Here is a 611-nt window from a genome sequence, read left to right as displayed (position 1 = left end):
TATGACCGCTATCACGGCGACAGCGATCCCCTGCACCAGTGGCCAGATGAATACCGGCCCTTCGTCCGGCCAGCTGTTCCGCATGATCAGGTTGCCAGTGTCTATAAGCGCAGCCGTCTGGCGCTGAACATCAACACGGTGACAGAGTCGCGCACCATGTTCGCGCGTCGGGTGTTCGAGCTCATGTCCTCCAACACCCTCGTTCTGTCGAACCATTCCCTCGGCATGGAAGAGATGTTCGGCGAGGATGTCATCTTCTGCGACCGGGACCGTGACCTTGACCGCCTGAAATCCCTGGACAGCGCCGGGAACGATGAGATCCGCGCGCGCAATCTGAACCGGGTGCTGCGTATGCATACATATCGCAACCGCTGGGAAAGCATCCTGCGCGTGATCGGGCTGCCCTTCCAGCCGGCCGCCGAAGCACTGACCGTCGTCTGGCCCCTGCGCAGCACCGCCCAGGCGGATCGCGCCCTTGTCTGGTTCCAGCAGGAGGCCGATCTGACCCGGGACAGGTTGCTGCTTTTCGCGATGGAAGACATGGCTCCTCTCGAAGTCGCCGGGCTTTACGAAAGCCATAACTGCTTCGGCGTGACGGTGACCTCTCTGGC

At 61.7% G+C, this 611-nt stretch carries 1 protein-coding gene; it reads left to right on the top strand.

The window, feature by feature from the left end; translation table 11 throughout:
* On the top strand, positions 1-611 hold a 611-nt coding region (locus tag PKE99_RS38405), incomplete at both ends, for a glycosyltransferase family protein (protein ID WP_271215149.1).

The organism is Pseudonocardia halophobica, from assembly GCF_027922425.1.
Classification (GTDB): Bacteria; Actinomycetota; Actinomycetes; order Mycobacteriales; family Pseudonocardiaceae; genus Pseudonocardia; species Pseudonocardia halophobica.
Note: the sequence above shows the minus strand (reverse complement) of the source record. Positions and strands in the feature narration are given on the sequence as shown.